The organism is Blastococcus sp. SYSU D00695 (assembly GCF_054050555.1).
This window is the reverse complement of sequence record NZ_JBJGZP010000036.1, coordinates 1-24,692: the sequence shown is the minus strand read 5'-3', so window position 1 is coordinate 24,692 and position 24,692 is coordinate 1. Positions and strand designations below refer to the sequence as shown.

Genomic DNA, 24,692 nt, shown 5'->3' with positions numbered 1-24,692 from the left:
GTGACCGGGGCCAGCGGGATGCTCGGGCGCGCGACGGCCGAGCGCCTGCTGGCGCGCGGGGACGACGTGACCGTGCTCCAGCGCCGCCCCTCGGGTCTGCCCTGCGCCGAGGTCCTCGGGGACGTCGCCGATCCGTCCGCCGTCGCGGCCGCCGTCCGCGGTCAGGACGCCGTGGTGCACCTGGCGGCCAAGGTCGACGTCACCGGGCGGTGGACGGAGTTCGAGCGGGCGAACGTGCACGGCACCCGCACCGTGGTGGACGCCTGCCGCGCCGAGGGTGTCGGCCGCCTGGTCCACGTCTCGTCACCGTCGGTCGCCCACGCCGGAGCGGCGCTGGTGGGTGTGGGCGCCGGACCCGCCGAGCCCCGGCGCGCCCGCGGGCACTACTCCCGGAGCAAGGCCCACGCCGAGCTCCACGCCCTGGCCGCCGACTCGCCGTCCCTGGCGGTCCTGGTCGTGCGGCCGCACCTGGTCTGGGGGCCCGGTGACACCCAGCTGGTGGGGCGGATCGTCGAGCGGGCCCGGGCGGGGCGGCTCGTGCTCATCGGCACCGGGGCGGCGCTGGTGGACACCACCTACGTGGACAACGCCGCCGCCGCCCTGGTCGCCGCGGTGGACGCGTGCGGTCCCGTGCACGGCGAGGCACTGGTCGTGTCGAACGGGGAGCCGCGCCCGATCGCCGAGGTCCTCACCGACCTGTGCCGGGCGGCGGGGGTGCCGGCCCCGCGGAGGCTGGTCCCCCTCGGGGTGGCGTGGGCCGCGGGAGCCGTCGCCGAGACCGTGTGGTGGGCGACCGGTCTGCGCTCCACCCCACCGCTGACCCGGTTCCTCGCCGAGCAGCTCGCCACGGCGCACTGGTTCGACCAGCGCCGCACGCGCGCCGCGCTCGGGTGGGCACCGCACGTACCACTCGACGAGGGATTCGCCCGCCTCGCCGAGTGGTACGCCGCCGGCCCCGGTCAGGTCGCCGGCAGGTCCACCATCTCGGCGAGCCGGGCGCGGTGCGCGGCCGGGGTGCCGAACGCGATCTGGTCGGCCTTGGCCCGCTTCAGGTAGAGGTGGGCCGGGTGCTCCCACGTCATGCCGATGCCGCCGTGCAACTGGATGGCCTCCTCGGCGGCCCTGACGGCGACCTCCGAGCAGAACGACTGGGCCACCGCGGTGGCCACCGCGCTGTCGGGATCGCCCGCGGCGGTCGCGGCCGCGGCGTACCGGGCCGCGGCACCGGCCGACTCCACCGAGGCGTAGAGGTCGGCCAGCCGGTGCTTGATCGCCTGGTAGCCGCCGACGACCCGGCCGAACTGACGCCGGTCCTTGAGGTAGACGATCGTCGTGGACAGGCACCACTGCGCGACGCCGTACTGCTCGGAGGCCAGCAGCGCCGCTCCCACCTCGAGGCCGCGGCGCACGGCGTCGCCGCCGGCGCCGGCCGGGAGCAGCTCCTCACCGGCGACCTCCTCGAGGGTCACGTCGGCGAGCTGGCGGGTCATGTCCAGCGACACGACCGGCTCCACGCGCGCGGCCGAGGCCGGGACCGCGTACACCGCCGTCCCGGCGGCGGTGGCGACCGGGACGAGCAGGACGTCGGCCTCGATCGCACCGGCGACGCTGCGCGCGCTCCCGGAGACCCGGCCGTCGTCGACCGTGGCGACGGCGACCTCCTCGCCGGGGCCGGCCGACAGCGGGAGGACGAGGGCGGCCGTCCGCTCACCGGCGGCCAGACCGGCCAGCAGCTCGTCGGCCGCACCCCCGGGCCGCGCGGCCAGCAGGACGGTCGTGGCGACGACGCCGCTGGTGAGGAACGGCACCGGCGCGACGGCCCGGCCGAGCTCCTCGAGCACCACCGCGGCCTCGCGGGCCGAGGCCCCGGCGCCGCCGCGCTCCTCGGGCACCAGCAGGCCGGCCAGGCCGAGCTCGCCGGCGACCGACCGCCACAGCGGGGCCACGACGGACCGGTCGCCGTCGTAGACCCCCGCGACGGTGCCCGGCTCGCTGCGGGCGGCGACGAGGCCGCGCACGCTGCCACGGAGGTCGTCCTCGACGTCGGTGTACAGCAGGTCGAGGTCGCTCATCGGGGGAGGTCCTTCCACGGGATGCCGGTGTCCAGTCGCGGCTCGGCGGGCAGTCCGAGCACCCGCTCGGCGATGACGTTGCGCAGGATCTCGGAGGTGCCGCCCTCGATCGAGTTCCCCTTGGCGCGCAGGTAGCGGTACGCGGCGTCACCGCCGGTGAAGTCCACGTGCTCGGGGCGCTTCATCGTCCAGTCGGCGGCCCGCAGGCCCTCGTCGGCCAGCAGCTCCAGCTCCATGCCGCTGGCCTCCTGGGCGATGCGGGCGAAGCTCAGCTTCATCGCCGACCCCTCGGGGCCCGGCTCGCCGGCGGCCAGCTTCTGCCCCAGCCGCTGACCGGTCACGCGGGCGACCTCGGCGTCGACCCACAGGCGCATGAGCCGGTCGTGCTGGCCGGCGGCACGGCGCTCGGGGTGCTCGCGCCAGGTCCGCGCGAGGACGCCGACCATGCCGGTCTCCCGGCCGCCGCCCCCGCCGCCGATGGCCACGCGCTCGTTGTTCAGCGTGGCCGTGGCGACCTTCCAGCCCTGCCCCTCGTCCCCGAGCCGCTGGCTGTCGGGGACGTGCACGTCGGTGAGGAAGACCTCGTTGAACTCGGCCTCGCCGGTGATCTGCCGCAGCGGCCGCACGTCGACGCCGGGGGCGGTCATGTCGCACAGGAAGTAGCTCAGCCCCGCGTGCTTGGAGACGTCGGGGTTGGTGCGGGCGACCAGGATCGCCATCTGCGCCTTGTGCGCGCTCGACGTCCACACCTTCTGGCCGTTGACCACCCAGTCCTCGCCGTCGCGGACGGCGCGGGTGCTGACGGCGGCGAGGTCGGAGCCGGCCCCCGGCTCGCTGAACAGCTGGCACCAGATCTGCTCGCCGGTCCACAGCGGGCGCAGGTACTTCCGCTTCTGCTCCTCGGTGCCGAAGGCGAGGATCGTGGGAGCCGCCATCCCCAGGCCGATGCCGTTGCCGCGGGGGTTGTTGTCCGGCGCGCCGGCCGCCGCGAACCGGGCCTCCACCTGGGCCTGGAACCCGCGGGGCAGGCCCAGCCCGCCGTGCCCGGCCGGGAAGTTGACCCAGGCCAGGCCGGCGTCGTACCGGGCGCGGAGGAACTCCAGCCGGTCGGTGGTCGCGGGGTCGTGGGCCGCGAGGAAGTCGTCGACCCGCTGGCGCAGGTCCTCCTCCACGGCTCGGAGGTCGGTCGTGGTCATGCCAGGGCTCCAGACGGGTCTAGCGGGAGGGGCGGGGGTCGTGCGGGCGCCGCTACTGCCGGGCGGCCACCCGGTCGGCCAGGAGCTGGGAGCGCCGGACCTTGCCGGCGTCGTCGCGCAGCGGCTCGGTCACCAGCTCGAAGGTGCGCGGGGTCTTGTAGCGGACCAGCCGCTCCGCGAGGTGCCGGCGCAGGTCGTCGAGGTCGACGGCGTCCAGGCCGGGCGCGGGCTGCACGATCGCGTGCACGACCTGGCCCAGGTCCTCGTCGGGCAGCCCGATGACGGCGCTGGAGGCGACCTGCGGGTGCTCGTCGAGGGCCGCCTCGACCTCGGCCGGGTACACGTTGGAGCCGCCGACCAGGATCATGTCCGTCCGCCGGTCGGCCAGGTACAGGTAGCCGTCCTCGTCCAGCCAGCCGATGTCGCCCAGGGACTCCCAGTCGCCGCGGGTACGCGCCTGCGCGCCGATGTACCGGTAGGACGGCGCGTCGCCCGGCGCGCGGCGCAGGTACACCTCGCCGACCGAGCCCGGCGGCAGCGGCTCGCCGTCGGGGCCGAGGACGGTCATCTCCCCGTAGTGCACGCGGCCGACCGAGCCGCGGTGCGCCAGCCACTCGGTGCCGCTGATCAGCGTGCCGGCCTGCGACTCCGTGCCGGCGTACAGCTCCATGAGCACCTCGCCGCCGACCCAGTGGATCCAGGCCTCCTTGAGCCACGGCGGGCACGGGGCGGCCAGGTGCCATACGGTCTCCAGCGAGGAGACGTCGTAACGGCCGCGCACCTCCTCGGGCAGCCGCCAGATCCGGCTCATCATGGCCGGGACGAGGTACAGCCAGGTGGCCCGGTGCTCATCGACCAGCCGCAGCACGCCCTCGGCGTCGAAGCGGGGCATGAGCACCAGGGTCGCCCCGTGCAGCAGCCCGGTCATGGCGCTGGAGAAGGGGCCGTTGTGGTACAGCGGCCCGGGCATGAGCATCGTGCCGCCGGGCTCGTGCCGCCAGAAGTTCGTGTCGAACGGGTCCACGACGCCGGGCACCCCGGACACGATGAGCTTGGGGCGCCCGGTGCTGCCGCCCGAGGTGGGCGCCTTCCACGCCGGGGACACGGCCACGGGCAGCGGGCCGTCGTCGTCGGTCCCGGCCAGCAGCTCGTCGACGTCGGCGACCGGGCGATCCAGCGGGATGTCCCCCCGGGCGACGACCAGCGGCGGGGCCGCCAGGTCGACGATGGCCTGCAGCTCCAGCGGCGGCATCGCCGCCGACACCGGCTGCGGCACCGCGCCGACCTTCCAGCAGGCGACGCAGGCCTCGACGAACTCGACGCTGTTGGGCAGGCCGATGGTGACCAGGTCGCCGAGGGCGACCCCGCGGGCGAGCAGCGCGCGGGCCATCCGGTTGGTGCGCCGGTCGAGGTCGTCCCAGCTGCGGGTGGTGTCCTCGCAGACGACCGCGGGCGCGTCGCCGTACCGGGCCGCGAGCTCGGCGACCCGCACCCCGATGGGGATCGGGGAGGGCGCCTCCCCCGGGACGGGACCCTGCGCGACCTCGGTCATGGACAGCCTCCACGGGACGGGCCGGACGGCACACGGCGGCGCCGCCGCGGGCCGTGATCGGGACCACTCGCCCGACCGGTTCCGGACTGTAACGCAGGCCTCACCCGGGCTTTCGCGGTGCGCGCCCCGCCGCACCGGCCGGGCCCGCGGGACGGGGAGCCGCGCCGACGGCAGGGCCTGCCGGCCGACCGGGTTGACGGCCCGGCTGCGGGGGAAGGGCCGGGCACGACGGGGCGTCCACGGCGCCACCCGACGAGGGGGAAGGACCACGCACGTGCTCTCCACCACATCCCGCCCGGTGATCGAAGCGACCCTGCCCGTCGTGGGCGAGAACATCGGGATGATCGCCGAACGCTTCTACGAGCACATGTTCGGCGAGCACCCGGAGCTGCTCGACGGGCTGTTCAACCGGGGCAACCAGGCCGAGGGCACGCAGCAACGGGCCCTCGCCGGGTCGGTGGCGGTCTTCGCCAGCGCCCTGGTCGAGCACCCCGACCGGTTGCCCGAGCAGCTCCTGTCGCGCATCGCGCACAAGCACGCGTCCCTGGGCCTGCGCCCGGAGCAGTACCAGGTGGTCCACGACAACCTGTTCTGGGCCATCGCCGACGTGCTCGGCGACGCCGTCACGCCCGAGGTGGCCGCCGCCTGGGACGAGGTCTACTGGCTGATGGCGTTCGCGCTGACCCACATGGAGCGGGGGCTCTACAGCGCCCGCGGGGTCCGCCCGGAGACGGTGTGGCGCGACTGGCAGGTGGTGGAGAAGGTCCGGGAGACCGACGACGTCGTCCGGTTCACCTGCCGGCGCATCGACGACCGGCTGGTCAAGACCTCCCTGCCGGGCCAGTACGTGACGGTCCGCATGCCGATGGACGACGGGATCCGCCAGCCGCGGCAGTACAGCCTCACCCGGGCCGACGACGGCGAGCACCGCTCGTTCGCCGTCAAGCGCGTGCACGGGGGCGGCACGCCCGACGGGGAGGTGTCGAACCTGTTCCACGACCGGGTGGACGTCGGCGACACCGTCACCATGTCCCTGCCGTTCGGCGACGTCGTCCTCGACGACTCCCGGCCGGCGGTGTTCTGCAGCGCCGGGATCGGCATCACGCCGATGGCCGGCATGCTCTCCCACCTGGTCGGCGCCGGCACCCACCTCGACATCACCCTGCTGCACGCCGACGTCGACGAGTCCTCCTGGGCGCTGCGCCGCCAGGTCCTCGACGACGTCCGCGCGCTGCCCGGCGGGACGGTCCACGTCTGGTTCGAGCGCGGCGCCGAGTGCAGCCTCCCGGTGGACGGCGTCCACGACGGGCTGATGGACGTCGCCGAGGTCGCGACGCCCGCCGACGCCGTGTACTACCTGTGCGGTCCGCTGCCCTTCCTCAAGGCCGTCCGCAGCGCCCTGATCGACCGCGGGACCGCCCCCCGCGACATCCAGTACGAGGTCTTCGGACCCGACCTGTGGCAGGCCGACGCCACGGCCTGACCGGCCGGGCGCGGCGGCGCCGGCACCCGACGTGCCGGCGCCGCCGCGTCCTGCCCGGGTGGCGCCCGGCGGGGGCCGCCCAGGAGAGTGGCGCGATGACCACGAACGACGTCGTCGACCTCGGGGTGCTCGGGGACGAGCTGCTGCGGCAGGCCGTCGAGGCGTCCGCCGGCCGCGCCGCCCGCACCCTCCCCCACCCCGTGGAGGGGCTGCGGCAGACGGTCATCGCGCTGCGGGGTGGTGCCGCCCTGCAGGAGCACGACAGCCCCGGGCCGGCCGGCCTGCTGGTGGTCCGGGGCCGCGTCCGCCTCGTCGCCGGGGACGACGTCGTGACGCTCGAGCGGGGCCAGACCGCGCCGATCCCCCAGCGCCGGCACAGCCTGGAGGCCGACGACGACAGCGTGGTGCTGCTGAGCGTCGCCGTCCCCCCGCGGGGCTGACCGCGCCCCGCCGTCCCGGGGCGGCTCAGGTCCGGGCGTCGACCGCGGCGTCGAGGACGTCGAGCGCCTCGGCGAGCAGGTCCTGCCCGATCACCAGCGGGGGCAGGAAGCGCAGCACGTTGCCGTGCGTCCCGGCGGTCAGGGCGACGACGCCCTCGGCGTGGCAGGCCCGGGAGATCGCGGCGGTCAGCCCCGGGTCCGGCGTCGTCGTCCCCGGCTCGACGATCTCGGCGGCGAGCATGGCGCCGCGGCCGCGGACGTCCCCGACCACCCCGGTGCGCTCGGCCAGCCCGCGGAGCCGGGGCACCATCGTGGCCTCGATCCGGCGGGCGGCGGCGTTGAGGTCCAGCTCGCGCATGGTGGCGATGCTGGCCAGCGCCGCGGCGCACGCCACGGGGTTGCCGCCGTAGGTGCCGCCGAGTCCGCCGGGGTGGACGGCGTCCATCAGCTCCGCGCGGCCGGTGAGGCCGGCCAGCGGCAGACCGCCGGCGATGCCCTTGGCGGTGGCGACGAGGTCGGGCACGAGGTCCTCGTGCTCCGCGGCGAACCAGTCGCCGGTGCGGCAGAAGCCGGTCTGCACCTCGTCGGCGATGAAGACCGCACCCGAGGCGCGGCACCAGTCGGCGAGCGCGGGGAGGAAGCCCGGTGCCGGGACGACGAAGCCGCCCTCCCCCTGGATCGGCTCGATGAGCACGGCGGCGACGTTGGCGGCGCCGATCTGGGTCTCGACCAGCTCCAGCGCCCGCGCCGCGGCCTGCGCCCCGGTCATGCCCGGCTGGTCGCGGAAGGGGTAGGACATCGGCACCCGGTACACCTCGCCGGCGAAGGGTCCGAAGCCGTTCTTGTAGGGCATGTTCTTCGCCGTCAGCGCCATCGTGAGGTTCGTGCGGCCGTGGTAGGCGTGGTCGAACACGACGACGGCGGAGCGGCCGGTGGCCAGCCGCGCCACCTTCACCGCGTTCTCCACCGCCTCGGCGCCGGAGTTGAACAGCGCCGAGCGCTTCTCGTGGTCCCCGGGGGTGAGCCGCGCGAGCTCCTCGGCCACGGCGACGTAGCCCTCGTACGGGCCGACCATGAAGCAGGTGTGAGTGAAGGCCGCGACCTGCTCCTGCACCGCCGCCACCACCTGCGGCGCGGCGTGGCCGACGTTGGTGACCGCGATGCCGGAGCCGAGGTCGATGAGCGAGTTCCCGTCGACGTCGACCAGCACCGCGCCGCCGGCCCGCGCGACGTACACCGGCAGCACGCTGCCCACGGCCGAGGTCACCGCGGCGGAGCGCCGGGCGGCGAGCTCGCGGGACCGCGGGCCGGGGATCTCGGTGACCAGCCGGCGCTCCTGGGCGACGGCGCCGGGGTCGGTGAGCAGGTCGGTCATCGCGGTCTCCTCGGGGTGCCGGCCTCCCCGGTCCGGGGAGGTGCTGGTCTCCAGGGTGGGCGGCGGAGCCCTCCCCCGGTACCGTCCGCAGTGGCACCTCGTCAGCGCCTCGGTGTCCACTTCGTCCAGGGGGTCGCCGTGCCGGTCACCATCGCGACCCTGCTGGGCACCCGGTCGCTCGCGCTGGCCGTGCACACGCGGCGGGCGCCGCTGGAGCGCGTCGTGTCCTGGGTGCACGTCAGCGAGCTGACCGACCCCACGCCCTTCCTGGAGGGCGGTGAGCTGCTGCTCACCACCGGGCTGGCCCTCACCCCGGCCGGGAGCGCGGACTACGTGCGCCGGCTGGCCGGGGCCGGCGTCGTCGGCCTGGGCCTGGGGACGGGCCTCAGCCACGCCGAGGTGCCCCCGGAGCTGGTGGAGGCCGCGGACGAGCACGGGCTGGCCGTGCTGGAGGTCCCCCGCCAGACGCCGTTCATCGCGCTGTCCCGGGCGGTGGCCAGCGCGATCGCCGCCGAGGAGTACGCCGAGGTCACCCGGGCCTCCGCCGTGCAGCGCGACCTCGCCCGGTCCGCGATCGCGCCGGGGGCCCCGGGTGCGGTGGTGCAGCGGCTGGCCCGGCACCTGGACGGCTGGGCGCTGCTCCTGGACGCCGCCGGCGCCCCGCGGGAGGCCGCGCCGCCGGCGGCCCGCGCCCGCGCCGCCGCGCTGGAGGGGGCGCTCGACCGGCTGCGCACCGCCCGCCCACCCGCGGGCGCCTCGCTCACCCACCCCGGGGAGACGGTGCTGCTGCAGTCGCTGGGCACCGGCTCGCGGGTCCGGGGCTTCCTCGCCGTCGGTCGTGCGGGCGGCTTCCCCGCCGCCGACCGGCACGTCGTCCACGTGGCCGCGCTGCTGCTCACCCTGCGGCTCGAGCAGTCCCGGGCCCTCGCCGGCGGCACGTCCGCGGTCCGCTCGGCGGTGCTCGGGCTGCTCGTGGAGGGGCAGGTCGGCCCGGCGGTGACGGTGACCGACGCCCTCGGTGAACGGCTGCCCGACCCGCCGGTCCTGGCCCTCGTGGTGCTGGGCAGCGCCGAGCAGCGCGCGGCCGCGGTCGACGTGGCCTCCGACGCGGCCGCGGCCGCCGGCGAGACGGCGTTCGCCGCCGAGCGCGAGGACGCGCTGGTCGTGCTGGTGCCGGCGACCGGCACGCTGTCCGGCACGCTGGCCGCCCGGCTGGCCGGCCGGGTGCCCGGTGCGCACGTCGGGAGCGCGCCACCGGCGACCTGGGACGGGCTGGCGACCGCCGTCCGCCGGGCCCGCCAGGCGGCCGGCCACGGCCGGGCCGCCGGCCGCGCGACCACCTCCTACGGCGACCTCGCCGGCGACGGCATCGCCGCGCTGCTGGACCCCGCCGCCACCGCGGCCTTCGCCGAGGCGGCGCTGGCACCGCTGACCGCCGCCGACCGGGCCGGGCCGGGCGACCTGGTCGAGTCGCTGCGCGGCTGGCTGGCCGCCCACGGGCAGTGGGAGCCGGCCGCCGCGCAGCTGGGCATCCACCGGCACACGCTCCGCAAGCGCATCCGGCGGGTGGCCGACCTGCTGGGTCGCGACCTCGACTCCCCCGGCGTGCGCGCCGAGCTGTGGCTGGCCCTGCACCCGCCCGCCGGCTGAGCGCGCCACCGGGGGGAGGTCAGGCGACCGTGCGGATGAGCTTCTTGTTGACGAACTCGTCCATGCCCAGCCGGCCCAGCTCGCGGCCGAACCCCGAGCGCTTCGTCCCGCCGAAGGGCAGCTCCGGCCCCTCGGCGCCGACCCCGTTGATGAACACCATGCCGGTGTCCAGCGCGTCGGCGACCCGCTGCGCCTGCTCCGGGTCGGTCGTGAAGACGTAGGACCCCAGCCCGTACGGGGTGTCGTTGGCCAGTTCGACCGCCTCCTCCTCGCCGGCCACCCGGTAGACCTGGGCGACCGGCCCGAAGAGCTCCTCGCGGTACACGTCGTTGTCCGGGCGCACGTCGGTGAGGACGCCCGCCGGGAAGAAGGCGCCCCGCCGCTCTCCCTCGGCCGCCAGCTGCGCGCCCTGGGCGACGGCGCGGTCCACCTGCTCGGCGAGGCGCTGCGCGGCCTGCGGCGAGGACAGCGGCGCCTCCGGGCCCACCGCCAGGAGCTTGCGCCGGAACGCCTCGACGAAGCCGTCGTAGAGCTCGTCCACGACGATGATCCGCTTGGCCGCGTTGCAGGCCTGGCCGGTGTTCTCCATCCGCGCCGCGACGGCCGCCTCCGCCGTCGCGTCCAGGTCGTCGCTGCCGAGCACGAGGAACGGGTCGGACCCGCCGAGCTCCAGCACCACCTTCTTCAGGTGGCGTCCGGCCGTGGCGGCCACGGCCGCGCCCGCGCGCTCGGACCCGGTCAGCGAGACCCCCCGCACGGACGGCGCCGCGATGATCGTCTCGACCTGCTCGTTGGTGGCGTAGACGTTGACGTAGACGCCCTCGGGCGCCCCGGCGTCGAGGAACACCTGCTGGATCGCGGCCGCCGACTCCGGGCACTGCGGGGCGTGCTTGAGCAGCACGGTGTTCCCGGTGACCAGGTTCGGGGCGGCGAAGCGCGCGACCTGGTAGTAGGGGAAGTTCCACGGCATGATCCCGAGGACCGTGCCCACGGAGGCCCGGCGGACGACGGCGGTCCCCTCCCCCGAGGTCACCTCGATCGGCTCGTCGGCGAGGAACTCCTCGGCGTGGTCGGCGTAGTACAGGTAGATCGAGGCCGCGTACTCGACCTCGCCGACGCCCTCGGCGTGCGGCTTGCCCATCTCCCGCTCGATGATCCGCGCCAGCTCGTCGGCCCGCTCCATGTGCAGCTCACCCACCCGCCGCACGACCGCGGCCCGGTCGGCCGGCGACGTCCGGCCCCAACCGCGGTGGGCGGCGGCGGCGGCCGCCACGGCCCGGGTGATCTCCTCGTCGGTGGCCACGGGGAAGGTCGAGACGGTCTCCCCGGTCCGGGGGTCCAGGACTGCGTACTCCATGGTCTTCCTCTCCATCGGCGGTGCTGGTCGGGTGCTCCTGCGGTGGGGTGGGGTGCGCTGCTCAGACCTGGATGCCGGTCAGGACCAGCACCCGCTCCTCGGTGAGGTCCTGCATGGCCGAGTGGACACCCTCCCGGCCGGTCCCGGAGTCCTTGACCCCGCCGTAGGGCATCTGGTCGGCCCGGTAGCTCGGCACGTCACCGATGACGACGCCGCCGACCTCGAGCTCCTGCGCGGCGCGGAACGCCAGCTGCAGGTCGCGGGTGAACACCCCCGCCTGCAGGCCGAAGCGGCTGTCGTTGACCCGCGCGAAGGCCTCCTCGACGGAGTCGACCCGGTCCAGCAGCACGACGGGGCCGAAGACCTCCTCGCAGGCGACCCTGGCGTCGGCGGGGACGCCGGTGAGCACCGTCGGCGCGTAGGAGGCGCCCTCGCGGGTGCCGCCGGTCAGCACCGTGGCGCCCGCGGCGACGGCCTCGTCGACCCAGCTCTCCACCCGGCGGGCGGCCTGCTCGTCGATGAGCGGGCCGACGTCGGTGGCCTCGTCGGTCGGGTCCCCCGTGGCGAGCTTCTGAACCGCCTCGACGACGCGGTCGGTGAGGACCGCGGCGACGTCCCGGTGGGCGAGGACGCGCTGCACCGAGACGCAGGACTGGCCGGCCTGGTACATGGCGAAGGTGGCGATGCGACCCGCCGCCCAGGCCAGCGCGTCGTCGTCCTGGTCGGGTGCGACGACGACCGCGGCGTTGCCGCCGAGCTCCAGGGTCACGTGCTTGCGCGGCGCGGCCTCCCGGATCGACCAGCCGACCGGGACCGAGCCGGTGAAGGAGACCACCGGCAGCCGGGGGTCGCGCACCAGCGAGGCGGCGACCTCGTTCGGCACCGGCAGCACCGACCACGCGCCCGCCGGCAGGTCGGTCTCGGCGAGGAGCTCACCCAGCAGGAGCGCCGACAGCGGCGTCGCCGGCGCGGGCTTGAGGACGATCGGCGCGCCGACCGCGATCGCCGGGGCGACCTTGTGCGCGACCAGGTTGAGCGGGAAGTTGAAGGGGGCGATGCCGAGGACGGGGCCGCGGGGGGCCCGCCGCACCAGCGCCATCCGGCCGGTCGCCGCCGGGTCGGTGTCCAGGCGCTGCAGGGTCCCCGACCACCGCCGCGCCTCCTCGGCGCCCCAGCGGAACGTCGAGACCGCGCGGGTGACCTCCAGGCGGGCCCACTTCAGCGGCTTGCCCGACTCGGCGGTGACGAGCGCGGCGACCTCCTCGCTGCGCTCGGCCAGCCGGCGGGACACGTGGTCCAGCGCCGCGCTGCGGACGTGGGCCGGCGTCGCGGCCAGGCGGGCGCGGACCGCGTCGGCCGCCGCGACGGCCGCCTCGACGTCCTCGGCGGTGGCCGTCGTCGTCCGGCCGGCGAGGGACCCGTCGAACGGCGAGCGGACCTCCACGACGTCCGGGCCGGCGCCGGGCCGGCCGGCGACCCAGTAGGGGACGGTCGGTGCGGTCATGCGTCCTCCTCGGGACCTCACTGTGGCCTGCTCCACTCTCCCGGAGGGCCGCACGCCGACTCCAGTGCCGGAACGTCGACGCCGAGCGCCGGTAGGCGCCCATCCGGCACGGTCGCGGCGCCCCGCCGGCGCCCCGACCGGGCCCGACGGGATCACGCGGCCCCACCGGGCCACGACCGCAGGGCCGCCGGCGGGGACCTCGGGCCCCGGCACAGGGGGCCTCCGCCCCTCACGGTGGCCGGCCCGGTGCCGCCACCGTGAGCCATGGCAGGACCCGGCCCGCGCGGCCTCGTCGTGTCCGCGACCGGGCGGGGCCGACAGACACCAGGAGGCGGACATGCAGGCGGAGATCGGCAACTGGCTGGTCGTGCACGGGCGCACCCTGGGGGCGCACGTCCGGGAGGGGCTGATCGTCGGCGTGCCGCACGCCGACGGCAGCCCGCCGTACGAGGTGCGGTGGACCGACGACGACCGGGTCGGCCTCGTCTTCCCGGGCCCCGACGCCACGGTCGTCGTCGCGACCCCGCCGGGCGCGCGGGACCGGTAGCCGTGGACGGCCCGGACCGACGGCCGGTCGTCGCGGGCGTCGACGGCTCGCGCGCCGGCTCCGCCGCCGCCCGGGCCGGCGCCCGGGAGGCCGCGACCCGGCACACCGCGCTGCGGCTGGTCATGGCCCTGCCCGCGGTGGACCGCCACGGTCCGCCCGCCGCCGCCGGGCTCGACGGCGCGGCCGTCCTCCGGGTCGCCGCTGAGCTGGTGCTGGACGCGCTCGAGGCCCGGATCGCCCGCGACCGCCCCGGGCTGGCGGTGACCGCGGAGCTCGTGGCCGGCCCCGCCGCCGAGGTGCTCGCGGCCGAGAGCGTGACCGCGCAGCTCGTCTGCGTCGGCACGACGTCCGCCGGGCGCCTCGACGACGTGCTGCTCGGGTCGACCGCGGCGACGCTGGCCCGCCGAGCCGCGTGCCCGGTGCTCGTCGTCCCCCTGCGGCCGACCACGTCGGTCCCCGAGCCGTCCGGTGTGGTGGTCGGCCTGGCCGGGGACGACGGCGACGACGCGCTGCTGTCGGTCGCCCTGCGGGCCGCGGCCGACCGGGGCAGCGCCGTCGTCGCGGTGCACACCTGGCGGCCGACCGTGCCCGGGTTGCTGCACTCGGCCGTGGAACCGCGGGCCGACGCGGCCACCGCGCAGCGGCGCGAGGAGGCGGTGCTGGCCGACGCGATCGACCGTGCCGGCGTCCTGCCGGTGCCCGTGCACCCCGTGGTCCGGCGGGGCGGGGCCGCCCCGACCCTGCTCGCCGCCGCGCTGACGGCGGAACTGCTGGTGGTCGGCCATCGGCAGGACCGCGTCGGGCACCTCCGGTCGGTGACCTCTGCCGTGCTGCACCGCGCGACCTGCCCCGTCACGGTGGTGCCCCTGGGCGCCGGCGCGCCGGCCGGCCGGCGCCCCGCGGTCGGGGTCGCCGTGTCCGCGGACGGACCGGGGGCCGGGCGCCCCCGGTCCCCCGTCGCCCTCCGGCCCTCCCGGCCGGGCCCTTCGCCCGTGCCCCGTCCCGGCCCCGCTTCCTAGCCTCGACCGGGACGGTGACCCGAGCAGAGAGGTGAGCCCCGTGACCCGAGCGCTGGTCGTCTACGAGTCGGTCTTCGGTGACGCCCGCGCGATCGCGCACGCGATCGCCGAGGGACTGTCCGCGAGCCTGCCGGTCGACGTCGTCGCCGCGGCAGAGGGCCCGGACGAGGTCGGCCCCGACGTGGCCCTGCTGGTCGTCGGCGGCCCCACCCACACGCTCTCCATGCCGCGGCCCTCGACCCGGGAGGGGGCCGTGCGACAGCACGGGGCACAGATCGCCGACACCGCGCGCGGGCTGCACGAGTGGCTCGACGCCGTCCGGGTCACCGGCGACGGGACCCGTGCCGCCGCCTTCGACACGCGCAGCGACCACCCCCGGCTGCTGGTGCGGATGGACCACGCGGCCAGGACGGAGGAGAAGCTCCTGCGTGGGCACGGCCTGGCGGTCCTCTCCCCCGCCGAGCACTTCTCCGTCACCGGCACCACCGGCCCCCTCGCCGCCGGCGAGGAGGACCGCGCCCGCCAGTGGGGGGCGTCGCTGGCCCGGGCCCTGGCCGATCAGCCGGCCCGGCGCGGCTGAGTGCCGGCCGGCCCGCGCGGGTCGCGCGGGTGACCCCGGAGGGGTTCTTCGCCGGTTCCCCGCTCGGCGTCGCCGTCCTCGCCCGGGTCACGACGGCGCTGGAGACCGTCGACGACGTGCGGGTACGGGTGTCGACCAGTCAGGTCGCCTTCCGGCGCCGCCGCGGGTTCGCCTACCTGTGGCGGCCCGGGCAGTACCTGCGCCGGCCGGCGGCCGACGTCGTCCTGTCCGTCGTGCTCGGCCGGCGGGACACCTCGCCGCGCTGGAAGGAGGTCGTGCAGCCGGGCCCGGCCCACTGGATGCACCACCTCGAGGTCCGCGCCCCGGCCGAGATCGACGACGAGGTCGCCGGCTGGCTGCGGGAGGCCGCCGACCGCGCCGGTGCCGCCGGATGAGGCCGGACACCCCCGGCCACCGACGTCCCCGCCCGCGTGCTCCGGTGTCGGCGAGCGGAGCCGGCGCAGGGGGCTCACTGCGGGTGGGACGGCGCTGCGCCCGCTCCGTCGTGGGCCGGTGTCACGCGCGTCCGGTCAGTCCTCCGTCGGGGCACGGACCCCGAGGACGGCGGCGTGCAACCCGGCCAGGGACCGGCTGCCGTACCCGGCGGCGTCGGCGTGGTCCATCGCCGCGACCAGGCCGTCGAGCAGGTGCGCGGGGTGGCCCTCGGCCACGACGGCGTCGCGGCACCGGGTGGCCGCCCGCCGCCACACGTCCAGGGTCGCCTGGTCGGTGCGGTAGTCGCCCGACGCGATCGACGCGGCCGCGTCGTGGATGCCCGCGCGCAGCACCTCCAGCATCCGGTCCGCGGCGGCGAGGACGGTGTCCAGGTCCACGCCCCGCGCGGCGGCGTAGGCGGCCCCCTCGACGAACGAGGCGAGCCCGACGCCGAGCACGGGGACGGTCACCGCCACGTCCAGCGTGCCCGGCAGGTCGTGGTCGGGCCCCAGGTAGGCCGACCCCTGGGGCGCCAGCGCGGCGAGCTCCTCCCCCACCGCGGCCCACGCCGCCGCCGAACCGGCGTAGTGGACCACCCCGTCGGGCGTGCCGATGGCGACCGGGGTGACGAGGACCGACCCGGTGAGGAAGGCCCCGCCGCGCGCCTGCATGAAGGCGTCGAGCGCGCGGGCCGTCGCGCCGTCGCCGCTGGACAGGTCCACGAGGGTGCGCCCGGACAGGTCCAGGTCCCCGGGCAGGCCCGTCATCAGCTCCAGCAGGTCGCCCGCCCCGCGCACGCAGGCGATCGTCGTGCCGCTGGCGGTGACCGCCTCGGCGACGGACCCGGCCGGCACCGCACCCTCCTGCACCAGCGGCGCTGCCCGCTCCGGGGTCCGGTTCCAGACCGTCACCGGCCGGCCGTCGGCCAGCAGGCAGCGGGCCAGGGCCGTCCCCATCAGTCCGGTGCCCAGCACCGTGGTCGACGCCGCGCTCATGTGCGTGCCCTCCGGGTCGGTCGTGGACGGTGGTCGTGCCGGGGCGTCCCGCCGCGCAGGGCGGCGCGGCGGGACGCCCCGGCTCAGACGCGGGCCGGCTCGCGGAACAGCGCCCGCAGCCGCGAGGCCAGCTCCTCGCGGACGGGCGCGCCGGACAGCACGACGTCGACCATGGTCAGCGAGGTGTGCGTGTGACCGCGGGCGGCGACGTGCTCGACCGGCACGCCGGCCGCCCGCAGCGCCTCGGCGTACGCGGCGCCCTCGTCGCGCAGCGGGTCGAACTCGGCGGTGACCACGATCGCCGGCGGGAGGTCGTCCAGCCGCCCGCGCAGCGGGGACGCCGTCGGCTCGCCCCGCTGCGCCGGGTCGCAGTAGTGGTCCCAGAAGTAGCGCATGAGGGCCGCGGTCAGCACGTACCCCTCGGCGTTCTCCCGGTAGGAGCCGGTGTCCATCGCGGCGTCGGTGACGGGGGTGAGCAGCAGCTGGCCGCGCAGGTCCGGCCCGTCCTCGTCCCGCGCGCGCTGGGCGACGGCGGCGGCGAGGCCACCCCCGGCGCTCCACCCGGCCACGACCAGGTCGTCCGGGATGCCGCCGAGCTCGATCGCGTGCCCGGCGACCCACTGCAGCGCGGCCCAGGCGTCCTCGGCGGCAGCGGGGTAGCGCGCCTCGGGCCCGTGCCGGTAGTCCACCGAGACGACCACCGCGTCGCTGCGCACGCACAGGTCCCGGCAGAACGGCTCGTCGGACACCTGGTCGCCGATCACCCAGCCGCCGCCGTGGAACCAGAGGACGACGGGGTGCGGCCCCGGCGAGGAGGGGCGGAACAGCCGGTAGGCCAGGTCCCCGGCCGCACCGGGCAGGACGCCGTCGACGACCTCGCCGACGTCGGGGCCCGGCGGGCGCTCCGCGTCGGCCACGGCCATGAACTCGCGCAGCTGGGCGGGGGGCATCGACTCCAGCGGCGGGAGGTCCAGCTGCGCCATGGCGTCGAGCACCATCGCCACGTCGGGCTGCAGCCGGCGGACGACACCGTCGTGGCACTGCTCCCCCGCCGGCCCGGTCAGCCGGAAGCCGAGGTAGCCCCGGGCCCGCACCTCGTCGCAGGCCGCCCGGTAGGCGCCGACGCCCCCGATGTAGGGGTAGAACACGCGCGGCTTGCCCGGCACGTTGGCGCCCATGTACCAGGAGTTCGCCGTCGGGTGCAGCGTGATCGCCGCGCAGTCGGCGACGTGCCGGTTCCAGCCCTCCTCGGCGACGGCGGTGGGCTCGATCGTCGTCCTGCCCGTGCCGCGCAGGTCGACGAGGCAGTCGGTCACCCAGTCGACGTGTTGCTCGATGGAGACGGCCATGTTGGACAGCACCGACGGGCTGCCCGGCCCGGTGATCGTGAAGAGGTTCGGGAAGCCCCCGGTCATCAGCCCGAGGTACGTGGACGGCCCGTCGGCCCACTTCTCCGCGAGCGGAACGCCCCCGCGCCCGGTGATGTCGACGGCGACCAGCGCACCGGTCATGGCGTCGAAACCCGTCGCGTAGACGATGGCGTCGACCTCGACCGTCTCCGCACCGCCCTGGGTGCCGCCGATCTCGATGCCGGTCTCGGTGATGGTGCGGATCGGGGTCGTCCGCAGGTCGACCAGCCGCACGTGCGGGAGGTTGAACGTCCGGTAGTAGCCGGAGTCCAGGCACGGTCGCTTCGTGCCGAAGTAGTAGTTCTTCGGGCACAGCGCCTCGGCGGTCTCGGGATCGGTGACGATCGACCGGATCTCCGCCCGGACCAGATCGCCGAGGATCTCCGCGGCGCGGGGGTCGGTGCCCTGGTCGGCGAAGACGTTGAAGACGGCGTGCAGCTCGCCGCGGGCCCAGGCCGCCTCGAAGCGCTCGCGCCGCACCTCCTCGGACGCGGTGACGGCGGAGACCTCGTCGACCTGGCCCGGGACGCCGATGGTGGACCACCGGGCCGCCTCGCGGTAGGCGTCGCGGTCGGCGCGCAGCTGCTTGGCGCGGTACTCCGGGACGGGCCCGTTGTGCGCCGGGACGGAGAAGTTCGGCGTGCGCTGGAAGACCGTCAGCTGCGCGGCCTGCTCGGCGATGAGCGGGATGGACTGGATGCCCGACGACCCGGTGCCGATGACGGCGACCCGCTTGCCGGTGAGGTCCACGCCCTCGTGCGGCCACCGGCCGGTGGAGTACACCTCGCCGCGGAAGCGCCCGGCGCCCTCGATGTCGGGCTCCTTCGGCACCGACAGGCACCCGGACGCCATCACGTGGAAGCGGGTCACCACCTCCTCGCCGGACGAGGTGGTGACCCGCCAGAGCTGCGCGGCGTCGTCCCACCGGGCGGCCTCGACCCGCGTGTCGAAGGTGAAGTCGCGCCGAAGGTCGTACCGGTCGGCGACGAACTGCAGATAGCGGAGGATCTCCGGCTGCGTCGCGTACTTCTCCGACCAGGTCCACTCCCGCTCCAGCTCGGGGTCGAACCCGAACGTGTAGTCGGCCGTGGTGATGTCGCAGCGGGCGCCCGGGTAGCGGTTCCAGTACCAGGTCCCGCCGACGTCGCCGCCCGCCTCGAAGCCGCGCACGGAGAACCCGGCGCTGCGCAGGCGGTGCACGAGGTACAGGCCGGCGAAGCCGGCCCCCACGACGACGACGTCCACCTGCGGCTCCGGCGGGGCGTCCCGCTGCGTTTCCTGGGCCATGCGCTGCTCCTCGCTCGTGGCGGCGCCCGCGTGCGGTCGCCGGGTCGTCCGGACGACCGCCCACCGGGACGGGGGTCCGGTCGCCGCCGTCCACGCTGTGACGGCGACCACCGGGTGCGCCGATCGTGGGGCCCGGGCCGCCCGCTCCGATTGGGGCCGGATGCCACCGCCTTGTCCGGGCGCGTCACCGGCGCCCGCCGGCCGCTCACACCGCGGCGCGGGAGGCCCTGCGGTAGGTGGCCGGCGGGGTGCCGTGGACCCGCTTGAACTCGGTGATGAACTGGCTGGCGTCGGCGTATCCCCAGCGGACGGCGATCGTCTGCACCATGTCGTCGGTCCGCAGCAGGTCGCGGAGGGCGCCCTCGAGCCGGCGTCGGCGCACCAGCGAGGCGAAGGACTCCCCGCGGTCGGCGAACAGCCGGTGCAGCGACCGCAGCGAGATCCCGTGCTCGTCGGCGGCCTGCACCGGCGTCAGCGGCCCCAGGTGGAGGTTCTCGTCGACCCACCGGCACACCGCCATCCGCATGCCCTCGCTGACCGCCGCCCCGGACGACTGCCGCCGGCCCTCGACGAGGCTGCACAGCAGCTCCACGACGGTGGTGCGGGCGACCGCGGCCGCCGCGGGACCGAACCGGTCGGCGTCCCGGGCGACGGCGAGGACGACGCTGCGCAGCAGGCGCAGGACCGCCTTGTCGTCCTCGCCCAGGGCCTCGGGGAGGTGGACGGAGCCGGAGCGGGTCAGGTGCAGCGCCGACTTGGGGACGAGCAGGACGGTCTGCGCCATCGGGCTCAGCACCTCCGCCTCGACCAGCACCGCCGGGTCCCACACGACCACCGACGACGTCGAGACCGTCTCCCGGCGGTCGCCGAACACGACGCGCTCGGTGTAACGGCGCGTGTTCACCGACACCCCGACGTGGTCGGAGGTGGCGGAGGACCGCGTCCACCGCGTCCCGAAGGGGTCCGCCTCGACGTCCACCAGGACCAGGTCCTCCAGGGTCCGCCGACGGATCCGGCCACGGAACTCCGTGAGCTCGTCGGGGATCCACACCGCGTCGGCGATCCCGCAGTTGACGTAGGCCTCGCTCCAGGCGCGGATGCGCCGCGGCTCGCGCGGGCCGCTCACCTCGACCCGGCTGTGCCCGGGCGCTGCCGCCGGCGACGCACCGCCTCGGCGGGGCAGGGTGGCGGCCGACATCAGGAGACACGCACGGACGGGACGACGCGCTGGGCGGGCGAGCGGTCCTCCACGTCCCACCACTCGACGCTCAGCACGCCCTGCGCGTCGAGCCCCGCCAGGTAGGCGTCGGGGTCGAAGACGAGCTCCGGCTCGCGCACCCCCACCATGTCCGCCGGGCGGTCGAGCATCAGGCGGACCCCGACGGCGGCGCACAGCCCGGTGAGCGGGTAGGAGCCCAGGTCCTGGGTCGACGTCGGCCGGTACGTGCGCCGGATGCCGACCCCCTCCTTGAGACCGCGCACCTCGATGAGCGAGCCGCGCGGGCCCAGGTACTCCGGCATCTCCCGGCCACCCAGCCGCCGCCAGAGCGCCTCCTTGGTCGCGTTGACCGTCTCCTCGTCGGCGAGCAGCCCCAGGCGGTTGAGCACCTCGAACTCGGCGACGAGCCTGGGGTGCCAGGTGCCGCGCACCGCGACGAACTCCAAGCCGGGGAAGTTCCGGGGCAGGGTGACCGGCTCCGGGTGTGGCCGCACGAGCACGTCGAGCTCCCCGAGCTCGCCGCCGAAGTCGACCCGCCGCACCCCGTCGAACGGCCCGACGCGGACCAGTTCGCCGTCCTGGAAGACCACGCGCTGCGGGCAGTACTCGGCGATCTCCCAGACGAGGGTGTCCAGGGCACCGCGGCTCGCGGCCGGCGACCGGAAGATCGCGAAGTGGATCTCCACCGAGCGCAGGTCCATCGCGTTCGCGGCGTGCCGGACGAGGACGTTGCTCAGGCCCGGGCTCATGCCGAGGCCGGGGACCGCCAGGATCCCCGCCGCCTCCGCCGCGGCCCGCTGCTCCTCCGTCGGCTCGGAGATCAGGTCCGCGTAGTCGATGCCGTACCGGACCGCCAGCTCGAAGACCCGGTCGACGAAGACGAGGCTGAGGCAGTTCACCAGCAGCGCGGAGCCCGGGCAGACGTGCTCGGCCGCAGCGTCGTCGAACAGGTCCGCGCGCACCACCTGGACCCGGTCGGAAGCCAGGTGGTCGACGGCGGCCGTGTCGAGGTCCACCAGCCGCAGGTCCAGCGACGCGTCCTGCGCGAGGTCCGCGGCGAGGGCGGACCCGACCGCCCCCGACGCGCCCAGGACGGTGACCAGCGGCCGGCGTTCGCTCACGGGGGCTCCTCGGGTGCTGTGGGCGGGCGGTGCCACCGCGAGCGCGCGTGCCGGGTGGGGACGCCGCTCGCGGTGCCCGGACGCTAGGGAGACGCGCGTTCCCCGGTCAATCGACGAAACGCTCGATCGCGGGGCGCTCCTTCAGCCGATCGCACGACGGCCTCCCCGCCACAGCACGCGGAGGGTCGCCGGCCTCGGCGGTCGGACGAAACGGTGATGTGCGGTGGTGGCGGGTTCTGCGGCCGGGACCCGCCGTCACCGCACATCGCTCCGACGGGACCCGGCGGGGCCGCCCCAGCTGCCGGGCTCAGCGGCCGATGAGCTCCAGCGTGCGCAGGGCCAGCCACAGCTGCGCCACGTCGTCGGTGGAGTGCAGGTCCAGGCCGGTCACCTCCTCCACCTTGCGCATCCGGTAGGCCAGCGTCTGCTTGTGCACGAACAGCTCCGGCGCCGCCTTCTGCCACGAGCGGTCGTGCTCGAGGAACACCCGCAGCGAGCGCAGGAGCTCGGTCCCGTTGTCCCGGTCGTAGGCGACCAGCGGCCCGAGGACCCGCTCGACGACGCTCTCGGCCTCCCCGAGGGACGCCGGGAGGAACGCCGCGAGCCGGTTCTCCGCGTGCCGGACGACGCGCTCGCGGCCCGTCCGCGCCAGCGCGAGCGCCCAGTGCGCCTCCCGCTGGGCGTGCGCGATCCGCGAGAGGTCGCGCAGGTCCTCCGACAGCCCCAGCCGCACGTCGTCGTCGCAGGCGTCGAGGACGACCTGCAGCGCCTCCTCCGTCGCCGGCAGCAGCAGGTGCGCGCGCTCGTCGACGAACGTCGCGGCGGGCACGCCGGACTCCCGCAGGCGGCGGAACAGCCGGCGCAGCCCCGGGTCGCGTGCGGGGACGTCGGTCGCCACGAGCCGCATCGGGCCGGTGAGCCCCCACGCCGCGACGTCTACCGCGCCCACCTCCGGCGGGAGCTCGCCGGACAGCAGCCGGCCGAGGACCTGCGCGGCCCGGTCCTGCTCGCGGCCGCGCTCGAGGGCGGCCCGCTCCACCTCCGCCCCGGCGATCGTCGCCAGGTGCCGCAGCACGACCGCCCCCGGGGCCCGGCCGGCCTCGTGCTCGAGGACGAGCAGCGCCTCCCCGCCGTCGTCGAGCGGGACGACGACGGCGTGCCGGGCGCCGGACCGCACGCGCACCCGGCCCCGCGCGCGTCCGGCGCCGCGGGTGGACGGGCCGGCGACCTCGGCCACGAGGTCGGCGTGCACGGGGCGCGCGGGATCGGCGCAGACCGGGGAACCGTCGCGCGGGTCCACCACCTGCGCGCGGCAGCCCTGCGAGGCCGCGACGTCGGCGACGAGCAGGCCGCCCGAGCGGCCGGCTGCCGTGGCCGTGCGCAGCGCCCCGTAGAGCCGCTCGGTGTCGCGGAGGATCTCCTGCGCCTGCGTGCCCTCGGCGTCGGCCACGGCCCGCGTGAGCCAGGCGTAGGGGACCTCGTACGCCGTCTGCAGGAGCGGGAAGCCCAGGCGGTCCGCGGTGGCGATCATCAGCTCGGTCACCACCCGGCCGCGCGCGTTGACGGCGACGCTCAGGGCGGCGACCCCGGCGGCGTCCAGCTGCTCGAGCAGGCGCGCCTGCTCGTCCGCCTGCTCCGGGAGGCCCACCCCGGTGACCAGGAGCAGCTCGCCGCCCTCGAGCCAGTTCCACGGCTCCGGGAGGTCGCTGGTGTGCGCCCAGGAGAGCTCGCGGTCCAGCCCCGCGCCGCCGCCGAGCAGGCGGGTGCCCAGGTGGGGCATCGCGATCAGCTCGCGCACGGTGAGGAGCCTGCGCCCGCCGGGGTCACGCCGGTCCTCGCGCTGCTCCATCGGCGCGGAGGCTACGCCCCGGCGGCGCGCGCAGCCCGGATCCGGTTCGTGGCCCGGATCACCGCTGTGCGACGCTCGGAGCGCTGCCCTGCCCGGGACCGCGCCGCCTCCCGCGACGCGCCCGGTCCCCGGAGGGGCCGCCCCGCCGTCGCCGCCGCAGCTGAGAGGGACACCTGATGCAGAGAACCGAGCCAGCGGAGCTGTTCGACCTCCGGATGAGCGAGGGGGCCCGGCCCCTGTTCGACCGGGTCGTCCGGTTCCTCGAGGACGTCGTCGCGCCCGTGCAGGACGAGTACTTCCGGCTCGGCGAGGGCCGCGCCGACCGCTGGTCGTACGCCCCGGGGCAGCTGGAGGTGCTCGAGCAGGCGAAGTCCAAGGCCAAGGCCGAGGGCCTGTGGAACTTCTTCCTCCCCGACTCCGAGGTGGGCGGCCTGACCAACCTCGACTACGCCTACATCGCCGTCGAGCTCGGCAAGTACCCGCTCGGCTCGGAGGCGTTGAACTGCTCGGCGCCCGACACCGGCAACATGGAGGTGCTGGAGCGGGTCGGGACGCCGGAGCAGAAGGCGCAGTGGCTGGAGCCGCTGCTCAACGGCGAGATCCGCTCCGCCTTCGCGATGACCGAGCCCGACGTCGCCAGCTCCGACGCCAAGAACGTGCGGCTGCGGGCGGTGCGCGAGGGCGACGAGTACGTCCTCAACGGCGAGAAGTACTACATCTCCGGTGCCGGCGACCCCCGCTGCAAGATCATGATCGTCATGTGCCAGACGAACCCGGAGGCACCGGCGCACGCGCAGCAGTCGCAGATCCTCGTGCCGATGGACACCCCGGGCGTCGAGGTGCTCGCGCCGATGCTGGTGTTCGGCAAGGACGACGCCCCGCACGGGCACATGCACCTGCGCTTCACCGACGTCCGCGTCCCGGTGACCAACATGCTCCTCGGCGAGGGCCGCGGCTTCGAGATCAGCCAGGTCCGCCTCGGGCCCGGGCGCATCCACCACTGCATGCGCTCCATCGGCGCGGGCGAGCGTGCGCTGGAGCTGATGATCCGTCGCGGCAAGTTCCGCGAGGCGTTCGGCAAGCCGATCCTCAACCTCGGCAAGAACATGGAGACGGTGTCGCGGGCGCGCATCGAGCTCGACGCCTGCAAGCTCATGGTCCTCAAGGCCGCCAAGGCGATGGACGTGCTGGGCAACGCCCAGGCCCGCGTCTACGTGTCGGCCGTGAAGGCGATGGTGCCGGAGAAGGTCTGCCAGATCATCGACCAGGCCATCCAGATCCACGGCGCCACCGGCGTCTCGCAGTGGACGCCGCTGGCCGACATGTACACCAGCCAGCGGACGCTCCGCCTGGCCGACGGGCCCGACGAGGTGCACCACTTCGTCGTCGCCCGCCACGAGGCCGGCCGCTACACCGAGCCCGCCCCGGGGCGCTCGGAGTCCCGCGGCGAGGGCGTCTTCGCCGGTCCGTGACCGGGCCCGCCGCCCGGCCCGGCAGGCCGCGCGGGCGCTGAGGTCCCGGGGGCGGCCCCCGGGGGCGGCCCCCCCCCCCGGGGACCCCGGACCCGGCGGGGGGTGCCGGGGACTAGGGTGTCGAACGATT

Annotated in this window: 20 protein-coding genes; 9 read left to right on the top strand and 11 right to left on the bottom strand. The window is 76.1% G+C overall.

What is annotated here, in order from left to right; translation table 11 throughout:
* The gene (locus ACI781_RS17590; protein ID WP_456567420.1) at positions 1-1,056 is read left to right on the top strand and encodes an NAD-dependent epimerase/dehydratase family protein; all 1,056 of its coding nucleotides are present in this window, start codon (positions 1-3) and stop codon (positions 1,054-1,056) included.
* Here the strand turns inward: ACI781_RS17590 and ACI781_RS17585 are convergent.
* Genes ACI781_RS17585 through ACI781_RS17575 form a run of 3 tightly spaced genes read right to left on the bottom strand, consistent with a single transcriptional unit; the run spans position 960 to position 4,820 of the window.
* Positions 960-2,072: an acyl-CoA dehydrogenase family protein gene (locus ACI781_RS17585; RefSeq protein WP_456567419.1), complete on the bottom strand. Its 1,113-nt coding sequence runs from the start codon at positions 2,070-2,072 to the stop codon at positions 960-962. The two genes, ACI781_RS17590 and ACI781_RS17585, sit on opposite strands and share 97 nt — an antisense overlap.
* A complete protein-coding gene (locus ACI781_RS17580; RefSeq protein ID WP_456567418.1) occupies positions 2,069-3,268 on the bottom strand; it encodes an acyl-CoA dehydrogenase family protein in 1,200 nt (399 codons plus the stop codon). Before ACI781_RS17580 ends, ACI781_RS17585 begins: the two co-directional genes overlap by 4 nt.
* A gap of 52 nt (positions 3,269-3,320) precedes the next feature.
* The gene (locus ACI781_RS17575; RefSeq protein WP_456567417.1) at positions 3,321-4,820 is read right to left on the bottom strand and encodes an AMP-binding protein; all 1,500 of its coding nucleotides are present in this window, start codon (positions 4,818-4,820) and stop codon (positions 3,321-3,323) included.
* A 298-nt stretch (positions 4,821-5,118) separates the two neighbouring features.
* Here ACI781_RS17575 and ACI781_RS17570 point away from each other — a divergent pair, with 298 nt between their 5' ends.
* The gene (locus tag ACI781_RS17570) at positions 5,119-6,303 is read left to right on the top strand and encodes a globin domain-containing protein (RefSeq protein ID WP_456567416.1); all 1,185 of its coding nucleotides are present in this window, start codon (positions 5,119-5,121) and stop codon (positions 6,301-6,303) included.
* 95 nt (positions 6,304-6,398) lie between these two features.
* Positions 6,399-6,743, top strand: a complete 345-nt coding sequence (locus ACI781_RS17565) for a LuxR family transcriptional regulator (RefSeq protein WP_456567415.1) — start codon at positions 6,399-6,401, stop codon at positions 6,741-6,743.
* Between the two features lie 25 nt (positions 6,744-6,768).
* Here ACI781_RS17565 and gabT read toward each other — a convergent pair whose 3' ends face one another.
* Positions 6,769-8,118: a 4-aminobutyrate--2-oxoglutarate transaminase gene (gene gabT / locus ACI781_RS17560; RefSeq protein ID WP_456567414.1), complete on the bottom strand. Its 1,350-nt coding sequence runs from the start codon at positions 8,116-8,118 to the stop codon at positions 6,769-6,771.
* A 90-nt stretch (positions 8,119-8,208) separates the two neighbouring features.
* Between gabT and ACI781_RS17555 the strand changes: the two genes are divergently transcribed.
* Positions 8,209-9,768, top strand: coding sequence for a PucR family transcriptional regulator ligand-binding domain-containing protein (locus ACI781_RS17555; protein ID WP_456567413.1), 1,560 nt, complete (start codon positions 8,209-8,211; stop codon positions 9,766-9,768).
* 19 nt (positions 9,769-9,787) lie between these two features.
* Here ACI781_RS17555 and ACI781_RS17550 read toward each other — a convergent pair whose 3' ends face one another.
* Both ACI781_RS17550 and ACI781_RS17545 read right to left on the bottom strand, forming a co-directional pair.
* Complete coding sequence (locus ACI781_RS17550) at positions 9,788-11,125, bottom strand: NAD-dependent succinate-semialdehyde dehydrogenase (protein WP_456567412.1); 1,338 nt, start codon at positions 11,123-11,125, stop codon at positions 9,788-9,790.
* A 61-nt stretch (positions 11,126-11,186) separates the two neighbouring features.
* Entirely contained in the window at positions 11,187-12,629 is a 1,443-nt protein-coding gene (locus ACI781_RS17545; RefSeq protein WP_456567411.1) for an aldehyde dehydrogenase family protein, read from the bottom strand.
* 337 nt (positions 12,630-12,966) lie between these two features.
* Here ACI781_RS17545 and ACI781_RS17540 point away from each other — a divergent pair, with 337 nt between their 5' ends.
* Genes ACI781_RS17540 through ACI781_RS17525 form a run of 4 tightly spaced genes read left to right on the top strand, consistent with a single transcriptional unit; the run spans position 12,967 to position 15,170 of the window.
* A complete protein-coding gene (locus ACI781_RS17540; RefSeq protein WP_456567410.1) occupies positions 12,967-13,176 on the top strand; it encodes a DUF1918 domain-containing protein in 210 nt (69 codons plus the stop codon).
* 2 nt (positions 13,177-13,178) lie between these two features.
* Entirely contained in the window at positions 13,179-14,195 is a 1,017-nt protein-coding gene (locus ACI781_RS17535) for a universal stress protein (protein WP_456567409.1), read from the top strand.
* A 40-nt stretch (positions 14,196-14,235) separates the two neighbouring features.
* Positions 14,236-14,775, top strand: coding sequence for a flavodoxin family protein (locus tag ACI781_RS17530; protein WP_456567408.1), 540 nt, complete (start codon positions 14,236-14,238; stop codon positions 14,773-14,775).
* Between the two features lie 29 nt (positions 14,776-14,804).
* Complete coding sequence (locus ACI781_RS17525) at positions 14,805-15,170, top strand: DUF5655 domain-containing protein (protein ID WP_456567407.1); 366 nt, start codon at positions 14,805-14,807, stop codon at positions 15,168-15,170.
* Positions 15,171-15,305: 135 nt separating this feature from the next.
* Here the strand turns inward: ACI781_RS17525 and ACI781_RS17520 are convergent, their stop codons facing one another.
* The 5 genes from ACI781_RS17520 to ACI781_RS17500 all read right to left on the bottom strand — a co-directional run bounded on the left by ACI781_RS17520 (position 15,306) and on the right by ACI781_RS17500 (position 23,090).
* On the bottom strand, positions 15,306-16,205 hold the full coding sequence (locus tag ACI781_RS17520; RefSeq protein ID WP_456567406.1) for an NAD(P)-binding domain-containing protein: 900 nt from the start codon (positions 16,203-16,205) through the stop codon (positions 15,306-15,308).
* 83 nt (positions 16,206-16,288) lie between these two features.
* Positions 16,289-18,901, bottom strand: a complete 2,613-nt coding sequence (locus tag ACI781_RS17515) for a flavin-containing monooxygenase (RefSeq protein WP_456567405.1) — start codon at positions 18,899-18,901, stop codon at positions 16,289-16,291.
* A 205-nt stretch (positions 18,902-19,106) separates the two neighbouring features.
* Positions 19,107-20,027: a helix-turn-helix transcriptional regulator gene (locus ACI781_RS17510; protein WP_456567404.1), complete on the bottom strand. Its 921-nt coding sequence runs from the start codon at positions 20,025-20,027 to the stop codon at positions 19,107-19,109.
* 71 nt (positions 20,028-20,098) lie between these two features.
* Positions 20,099-21,241, bottom strand: a complete 1,143-nt coding sequence (locus tag ACI781_RS17505) for a saccharopine dehydrogenase family protein (protein ID WP_456567403.1) — start codon at positions 21,239-21,241, stop codon at positions 20,099-20,101.
* A 307-nt stretch (positions 21,242-21,548) separates the two neighbouring features.
* Positions 21,549-23,090 carry a PucR family transcriptional regulator gene (locus tag ACI781_RS17500; RefSeq protein ID WP_456567402.1) on the bottom strand — a complete coding sequence of 514 codons (1,542 nt, stop codon included), beginning with the start codon at positions 23,088-23,090 and terminating at the stop codon, positions 21,549-21,551.
* A 176-nt stretch (positions 23,091-23,266) separates the two neighbouring features.
* Here ACI781_RS17500 and ACI781_RS17495 point away from each other — a divergent pair, with 176 nt between their 5' ends.
* Complete coding sequence (locus tag ACI781_RS17495) at positions 23,267-24,562, top strand: acyl-CoA dehydrogenase family protein (protein WP_456567401.1); 1,296 nt, start codon at positions 23,267-23,269, stop codon at positions 24,560-24,562.
* The last annotated feature ends 130 nt before the right edge of the window (positions 24,563-24,692 follow it).